The sequence below is a fragment of the Mesorhizobium sp. M7A.F.Ca.CA.001.10.2.1 genome (assembly GCF_003998575.1).
Lineage (GTDB): Bacteria > Pseudomonadota > Alphaproteobacteria > Rhizobiales > Rhizobiaceae > Mesorhizobium.
Map to the genome: position 1 here is coordinate 1 of NZ_RZQY01000286.1, position 7,250 is coordinate 7,250.

At 63.6% G+C, this 7,250-nt stretch carries 6 protein-coding genes; 1 reads left to right on the plus strand and 5 read right to left on the minus strand.

Translation table 11 applies throughout. The annotated features are described in order from the left end of the window. Window positions 1–669 (minus strand): protein-disulfide reductase DsbD domain-containing protein (locus EN964_RS18825; protein ID WP_127276614.1); only part of this gene is annotated, 669 nt, incomplete at its 3' end. A 170-nt stretch (window positions 670–839) separates the two neighbouring features. On the opposite strand from EN964_RS18825, the gene EN964_RS18830 reads away from it, so the two are divergent. Beyond that, complete coding sequence (locus tag EN964_RS18830) at window positions 840–1,448, plus strand: YqgE/AlgH family protein (RefSeq protein WP_023808594.1); 609 nt, start codon at window positions 840–842, stop codon at window positions 1,446–1,448. 5 nt (window positions 1,449–1,453) lie between these two features. On the opposite strand, the gene EN964_RS18835 is transcribed toward EN964_RS18830, so the two are convergent. The 4 genes from EN964_RS18835 to thrC all read right to left on the minus strand — a co-directional run. After that, on the minus strand, window positions 1,454–4,342 hold the full coding sequence (locus EN964_RS18835) for an EAL domain-containing protein (protein ID WP_127270311.1): 2,889 nt from the start codon (window positions 4,340–4,342) through the stop codon (window positions 1,454–1,456). Between the two features lie 3 nt (window positions 4,343–4,345). Then, complete coding sequence (locus tag EN964_RS18840) at window positions 4,346–4,942, minus strand: GNAT family N-acetyltransferase (protein WP_127268573.1); 597 nt, start codon at window positions 4,940–4,942, stop codon at window positions 4,346–4,348. A 15-nt stretch (window positions 4,943–4,957) separates the two neighbouring features. Beyond that, window positions 4,958–6,250, minus strand: a complete 1,293-nt coding sequence (locus tag EN964_RS18845) for a pitrilysin family protein (RefSeq protein ID WP_127268574.1) — start codon at window positions 6,248–6,250, stop codon at window positions 4,958–4,960. Window positions 6,251–6,264: 14 nt separating this feature from the next. Continuing rightward, window positions 6,265–7,250 (minus strand): threonine synthase (gene thrC, locus EN964_RS18850; protein WP_127276616.1); only part of this gene is annotated, 986 nt, incomplete at its 5' end.

Sequence of the window (7,250 nt, forward strand, 5' to 3'; positions counted from 1 at the left end):
GGCAGGGGTGCCGAACATGTAGTCCCGCTCGCCGGCGACGAAGAAATCCGCCGCCTCCGGATCGCCGGGAAAGCTCGCTTCGACAATCAGCGTCTCGTGGTCGCCCGGCAGCACAGCGATGCCGAAATCGGACCTCGCGGGCGCTGGTAGCGCCGCGAAACTCGCCTTCACCAGCGCTGCGTCCTCGGCATTGTCCGGATCGGAGGCGGGGTCGACGGTCAGCCGCGTCTGCACCGGAATGCAGATCGTTTCGCAGATGCCGAGAAAGATGTCGGCATCGATCAACGCCGGCTGGTTCGGCGCCGCCAGCGTGAATGTCACCGGCAGAGAAACCGGATAGTTGTAGCCTGCCCATTTGCCATAGCCGTCGTCATGGCGCTGCGGCGCCGGAAACGATAGCGCTGCGTCGGCGATGTTGGTGCTGGCTGAAATGTCGAGTTGCGGTGGCACGCCCGCGTCGCCCGGATCGCGCCAATATGTCTTCCAGCCGGGCTTGAGCGCTATGTCGAGAACGCCCTGGATGCGGCCGGTGTCGTCGGCTTTGCCTGAGGTCACCAGCCGGACCTTGCCGCCTTCGCTGTTGTACCACGCCGATGAGGAGGCGGCGGCGGGAAGAGCGGTTGCCGATCCGATGGCGGCGCCGAGCAGCAGGATTTTCAAGCTTCGCATGGCGGTGATTTGATCGTCCGTTCGTGGCCGCGCAATGATTTCATGGCCTTGCCGGTATCATATTTGCGTGACTTCGAGGGAGAAGAATGTTCGAGCCGCCGCCACAAGCTTTGGTCGAATCCAGCACGGCGCATCTTTTCGGCGCTTTGGAAACGCGTTACGCTCCCTTCATGGACTTGTTGCGCCACAAGAAGACGGTCGCCAGTCGCGGCTTTCTCGACGATCAGTTCCTGATTGCCATGCCCGGCATGAAGGACGACCGTTTCACGCGCTCGGTCATCTATGTCTGCGCACATTCCGATGAAGGCGCCATGGGCCTGATCATCAACCAGACGCAGCAGATGCTGTTTCCGGACTTGCTCGTGCAACTGGGCATCATGAACGAGCAGGAGGCGATCCGATTGCCGGCTCAGGCCCGCGATTTCGTCGTGCGCAATGGCGGCCCCGTGGACCGCAGCCGGGGCTTCGTCCTGCATTCGGGAGACTATCGGGTGGAATCGTCGCTGACCGTTTCCGACGACATCTGCCTGACGGCGACCGTCGACATATTGCGCGCCATATCGTCCGGCCGCGGGCCTCGTCATGCGCTGATGGCGCTCGGCTATTCCGGCTGGGGCGCCGGCCAACTGGAGACCGAGATCGCCGAAAATGGCTGGCTGACCTGTCCGGCCAATGCCGAGCTTCTGTTCGACACCGATATCGAGCGCAAATACGACCGGATCCTCGCCTCGATCGGTATCGACCTTGCGCATCTCAGCCTGGCGGCCGGGCACGCCTGATCCGCTCACGCTTGCGTCAGCGGATACTGCTCTTTTAGCGTCTTCAGCACCTGGTCGCCCGGCATCGGGGCGCCGAACATGAAGCTCTGCACATATTCGCAGCCCATCTGACGCAGTTCCAGCGCATCGCTTTCGTCCGAAATGCCCTCGGCGACGACGGACAGGCCGAGCTCATGCGCCATGTTGACCATCGATTTCAGCAGCACCGCGCGCTTGGGCGTGTTGTCGTCGACGAAGCTCTTGTCGATCTTGATGGTGTCGAAGGGGAAACGCGTCAGGTAGGCCAGTGAGGAGTAGCCGGTGCCGAAATCGTCCAGCGACAGGCCGATGCCGAGCTGCTTCAGCTTGGTCAGCACATGGGCGGTCTGCTCGGGATTGTCCATGACAAGCGATTCGGTGAGCTCCAGCCGGAAGCAGCGCGGCTTCAGATTGGCCCGCGCGATGACCGAGCGGACGTCGCTGACCAGGTCGCGGCGGATCAACTGGCGGCTGGACAAATTGACCGAGACCGACAGCGGCGCGTCGCCGATCTGTTTTTGCCAGCTGGCGAGATCTTCCGCCGCCTGCTGCATGGCAAACAGGCCGAGCTGCACGATAAGACCGCAGCTTTCGGCTACCGGGATGAAATCCGCCGGCGGGATCATGCCGCGGCGCGGGTGGTCCCAGCGCAGCAGCGCCTCGAAGCCGGCGACACTGCCGTCCTCGAGCCGCACGATCGGCTGGTAGGCAAGCGTGAATTCGCGCCGCTCGATGGCGCGGCGCAGGTCGGATTCGAATTGCAGCCTGTCGGTGCCGACAGTGCGGAAAGCCGGACGGAACGGCTCGATCCTGTCGCCGCCGAAGCGCTTGGCCTGGTGCATGGCAAGCTCGGCATCCTTGACCATGTCCTCGGCCGACATCTGCGGCGAATTCCAGGTGATCAGCCCAATCGACGCGGTCAGCACGATCTCGCGCTTGGCGAAGGTGATCGGGTTGTTGATGGCATGCTTTATGGCATCAGCGACCGCAGCGATGCGGGCCGGGTCTTGTTCGGACAGCAGCATCAAAGCGAACTGGTCGCCGGCAAAGCGCGACAGCGAATCCTTCGGCTTGAGCAGCCGGTGCAGGCGGCGCGCGATGGTCAAGAGGATGGTATCGCCGGCCGAGATGCCGAGCCCGTCATTGACCTGCTTGAAACGGTCGATGTCGATGACGAAGACGGTCGGCCGCACCTTCTCTTCGGTGCGCGCGATCGAGATGATCGCTTCCAGCCGGTTCATCAAAAGTTCACGGTTCGGCAGGCCGGTCAGATTGTCGTGCACGGCGTCGTGCAGCAGCCTTTCCTCGGACTTTTTCTGCTCAGTCACGTCGACCATGGTGCCGACGCAGCGGATGACTTCGCCGTCCGAGCCGATGACCGGGCGTGCGCGCAGTGAAAACCAGTGATAGTGGCCGTCGGCGCCGCGCAGGCGGAAATTCTGCGACACCCGGCCGCGCCGGTGTTCGAGCACCACGTCGAGCGTCGTGCGGAACGTGTCGCGGTCGTCGGCATGCAGCACCGGCAGCCAGTTGCGGGCCGCGCCGCCAAGGCTGTTCGGTGCCAGGCCGAGCTGGATGCTGACATCGGGCTTGGTGACGACGCGGTCGCGCAGCACGTCCCAATCCCAGACCGTGTCGCCCGATCCGGCCACCGCCAGCGCCTGCCGCTCGAGGTCGGAGAACAGGCCCTGGTGCAGGGCGCCGCCGGCAAAGGCGTGCTGCATCACTGTGAAGCCGATCAGAAGGATGATCAGGATCAGCCCGCCGCCCAGGGCCGGCTGGGCAATGTCGTTGTCGAGCATGCCGGTGATCGCCATCCACGATCCGCATAGCCACAACAGCACCATGACCCAACTGGGCACCAGCATGATGGCACGGTCGTAGCCGCGTATGCCGAGGAAGATGATCAGGCCAAGCCCGGTCAGTGCGGTTGCGGCGAAGGACAGCCTGGCGATGCCGGCGGCAACCGCCGGATCGACGATCGCGACCCCGGCGATCAGCACCAGCCCGAGAATCCAGACCAGTGCGCCGTAGCTGAAATGGCCGTGCCATCGGTTGAGGTTGAGATAGGCGAACAGGAACACCACGAAGGTTCCAGCCAGCGCCACCTCCGTTCCCGCCCGCCACATCTGCTCATTGCCGGGCGAGATCTCGATGACCTTGTTGAGGAAGCCGAAATCGACACAGATATAGGCCAGTACCGCCCAGGCAAGCGCGGCGGTCGCGGGGAACATCGAGGTTCCCTTGACCACGAAAAGAATGGTGAGGAACAGCGCCAGCAAGCCTGCGATACCGATGACGATGCCGCGAAACAGCGTGTAGGAATTGACCGAGTCCTTGTAGGATTCCGGATCCCAGAGGTAGACCTGCGGCAGCTTCGGCGAGGCCAGTTCGGCGATGAAGGTGATCACCGTGCCGGGGTTCAGCGTCACCCGGAAAACGTCGGCATCGGGGCTGGTCTGGCGGTCGAGCGCGAAGCCTTCGCTGGGCGTGATGGCGGCGATGCGGGTCGAGCCGAGATCCGGCCAGAAGATGCCGGAATTCACCAGGCGGAAATGGGGTGCGACGATCAGCCGGTCGAGTTGCTGGTCGGTGGTGTTGGCGAGCGCGAACACCGCCCAGTCGCCGGTCGAACGGGCATCATTGGCCTCAACCTCGATGCGCCGCACGATACCGTCCGGACCCGGCGCGGTCGACACCTGGAAATTCTCGCCCTGGTTCCGGTAGATCTCGACGGCGCCGGAAAGGTCGAGCGCGACGTCGTCGCGGGCGATCTTGATCGGCTCCACGGCGAAGGCCGACGATGCCGCCCACAGCGTCAGGAGTGTCGCGAGGACAAAGGCGAACAGCGACCCGTTTCGCAGGAAATTCGTCAAAAATCAGTCCTTCGTTCCAACGCCCGGCGGATCGTCCGCGATCCGGGCGTAGAGGTAGTGGTCCTGCCAGATGCCGTTGATCCTGAGGTAGGATCGCAGCAGTCCTTCGCGCCGAAATCCGGCTTTTTCAAGCACGCGGATCGACCTGATGTTGTCGGGAATACAGGCCGCTTCGATCCGGTGCAACCTCAGCGTATCGAAGGCGAAGCGGGCCACCACCTTGACCGCGTCGGTCATCAGGCCGCGGCCGCCGAAGCGCTCGCCGATCCAGTAGCCGACATGGCCGCTTTGCGAGACGCCATGGCGTATGTTGCCGAGCGTGATGCCGCCGGCAAGCTTGCCGCTGCTCTTCTCGAAGATGAAGAAGGCGATCGCGGTTCCTTGCGCATAATCTTCGCGGTAGCGGCTGATGCGCAGCCGCCATGCGTTGCGGTCGAGTTCATCGGGAGTCCAGCGTGGCTCCCAGGGTTCGAGGAAGGCGCGGCTTTCGCCACGCACCACCGCCCACTCGCGGTAGTCGTTGGTGAACGGCACGCGCAGCGTGACGCGGTCGCCTTTCAGCGCCGGCAGGTCGCGGCGAAAGAAAGGGAGCGCGAACACGACGCTTCGAGGGGCTTAGACGGCGAGCTTACGGGCCGCGGTCTGCGTGCCTGCGAGCGATTCGAGGATCGCCTCGTATGGCGCCAGTGTGCCCACAGGCCCGACAGCGGTAAGCGTCGGCTTGGTCGAGAACAAACGCGACGATAGATCGGTCAGCCGCTCGACCGTCAGCGCCGACAGCCGTTCCATCAGTTCCTCCTTGGCGATCGGCCGGCCGAACAGGAGCAGTTGCCGTGCGATCTGCGAAGCGCGGCTGGCCGGGCTTTCGGCTGACATGATCAGTCCGGCGCGATATTGGGCGCGCGCCCGGTCGAGTTCTTCCTGCAGGATTTTCTCGCCGGCCTTCTGCAGTTCGTCGATAATGACAGGCACCAGTTCGGCGATGTCGCTCTGGCCGGTCGCGGCATGGACGCCGAAGACGCCGGTGTCGGAAAAGCCCCAATGGAAGGCATAGACCGAATAACACAGGCCGCGCTTCTCGCGGACCTCCTGGAACAGGCGCGACGACATGCCACCGCCGAGGATCATCGAGAGCACCTGCGAGGCATAGAAGTCGCGCACATGATAGGCCCGGCCTTCGAACCCCAGCACGATCTGCGCGTCCATCAGGTCGCGGTCCTCGCGAAAATCGCCGCCGACATATTGCGCATATTGCGGGATGGTGCTGTCGGCCTTGCTGCGGAAGCCGCCGAGCTGCTTTTCGACCTCGCGCACGAAATTGTCATGCTTGATGTCGCCGGCGGCGACAATCACCATGCGCTCGGCGCCATATTGCCGCTCGATGAAGTCGTGGAGTTGCTTGGAGGTGAAGGATTTGACCGTTTCGGGCGTGCCGAGAATGGAGCGTCCAATCGTCTGATGGCGATAGGCGGTTTCCGTGAAGCGGTCGAAGACGATGTCGTCGGGGGTGTCGTGCGCGGCGCCGATCTCCTGCAGGATCACATGCTGTTCGCGCTCGAGTTCCTGCGGGTCGAATTCGGACTCCTGCAGGATGTCGGCAAGAATGTCGACGGCCAGCGGCACGTCGTCGGAGAGCACCCTGGCATAGTAGGAAGTGGTTTCGACGCTGGTGGCGGCGTTGATCTCGCCGCCAACGTCCTCGATCTCCGAGGCGATTTCGAAGGCGCTCCGCCTTTTCGTGCCCTTGAACGCCATGTGCTCGAGCAGATGGGCCATGCCATGCTCGTCCTCACGTTCATTGCGGGCACCCGACTTGACCCAGGCACCAAGGGCAACCGATTCGATGCTTTGAAGGGTTTCGGTGGCGACTGTCAGGCCGTTCGACAGACGGCTTACCTCAACACCCATATGGCTAGTACTCCTTAACGCGCCGCCCGCGCGCGGCGGCCGACATAATCTTCCACCATTTTCAGGTCGGAGGGAAGTACCGTGTATTTTTCCTCCGATGTCATCAACCCACCTAGCCATGCGGGCAGTGCGGGCGACACGCCGCTGGCGGCTTCGACGGCGGCCGGGAATTTTGCCGGGTGTGCGGTACCCAGCACCACCATCGGGACGGCGCCTGACGCCTTGCCCGCAGCGACATGTACAGCTGCCGCGGTGTGCGGATCGAGCAGATAGTTGCTGGCCGCGAGCGTCGAGCGGATGGTGGCGGCGACCTCGTCCATATCAGCCCGGCCGGCGTCGAATTCCGACCGCATCCCGGCGATTTGCTGGGGTTCGATGGTGAAAGCGCCGGACTGCTTCAGACCGTCCATGTAGCGCCGCACGGTCGCCGCGTCACGGCTGGAGGCCTCGAACAGCAGGCGTTCGAAATTGGACGACACCTGGATATCCATCGACGGCGACGTGGTCGCAAAGACGCCCTTGGTGCGGTATTCGCCGGTCGAAAAGGTGCGCGCCAGAATGTCGTTGTCGTTGGTGGCGATGACCAGCCGCTCGATCGGCAAGCCCATCTTCTTGGCGGCGTAGCCGGCGAAGATATCGCCGAAATTGCCGGTCGGCACGGTGAAGGAGACCGGCCTGTCCGGCGCGCCGAGCGACAGCGCCGAGGAGAAATAATAGACGATCTGGGCCATGATCCGGGCCCAGTTGATCGAATTGACGCCCGAAAGCGCAACCCGGTCGCGGAAGCCGTGATCGTTGAACATGTCCTTGAGCAGTCCCTGGCAATCGTCGAAATTGCCTTCGATCGCCAGCGCATGGACGTTTGCAGCCGTCGACGTCGTCATCTGCCGCTGCTGCACCGGCGAGACGCGGCCGTGCGGGAAAAGGATGAAGATGTCGGTCCGGCTGCGACCGGCAAAGGCATCGATGGCCGCCCCGCCGGTATCGCCCGAGGTGGCGC